The sequence below is a fragment of the Bacillus sp. LR--39 genome, assembly GCF_053613335.1.
Genome location: NZ_JBSIOT010000983.1, coordinates 1 through 669, shown reverse-complemented (window position 1 = coordinate 669; position 669 = coordinate 1). Strand labels below are relative to the sequence as shown.

At 44.2% G+C, this 669-nt stretch carries 1 protein-coding gene and 1 pseudogene; both read left to right on the top strand.

The genetic code is table 11. The annotated features are described in order from the left end of the window. Nucleotides 1–64: pseudogene (locus tag ACWHAR_RS27910) on the top strand (transcriptional regulator); the annotation flags it as partial. Between the two features lie 18 nt (nucleotides 65–82). Further along, nucleotides 83–669, top strand: a 587-nt coding sequence (locus tag ACWHAR_RS27905; RefSeq protein ID WP_452088545.1) for a cysteine desulfurase family protein, incomplete at its 3' end; no start/stop codon positions are given.

The window sequence follows — 669 nt, the reverse complement described above, 5'->3', positions numbered from 1 at the left end:
AACATTAGAGGATCTTGCCAGCTATACAGACGGAGAGCAAGAAGCTTATATGTTCTATATTTAGATCAGAGGTGTAAACATAATGGAACGGATTTATTTAGATCATGCCGCAACGTCTCCGATGGATGAGCGCGTGCTGGAAAAAATGATACCGCACTTCTCCGGCAGTTTCGGTAATCCCTCCAGTATTCATTCATTTGGCAGAGAATCTCGAAAATGGGTGGATGAAGCAAGAGCGCAGATCGCAGCAGAAATCGGAGCGGCAGAGCAGGAGATCATTTTTACAAGCGGGGGAACGGAAGCTGATAACTTGGCGATCATGGGAACCGCACTTGCAAGAAAAGATCTTGGCAGACATATCATCACAACAAAAATTGAGCATCACGCCGTGCTTCACACATGTGAAAAACTTGAGGAAGACGGATTTGACATAACGTATCTGGACGTTGACCAAAATGGAAGAGTCAGTGCAAAACAGGTGAAAGAAGCACTGCGTGATGATACAATCCTTGTGACAGTGATGTATGGAAATAATGAAGTTGGAACAGTGCAGCCGATCGAAGAAATCGGTGAGCTGTTAAAGGAACACAAAGCTTATTTTCATACCGATGCTGTTCAGGCATTCGGGTTGCTGCCAATTGATGTGAAAAACAGCCATATTGACCTTCT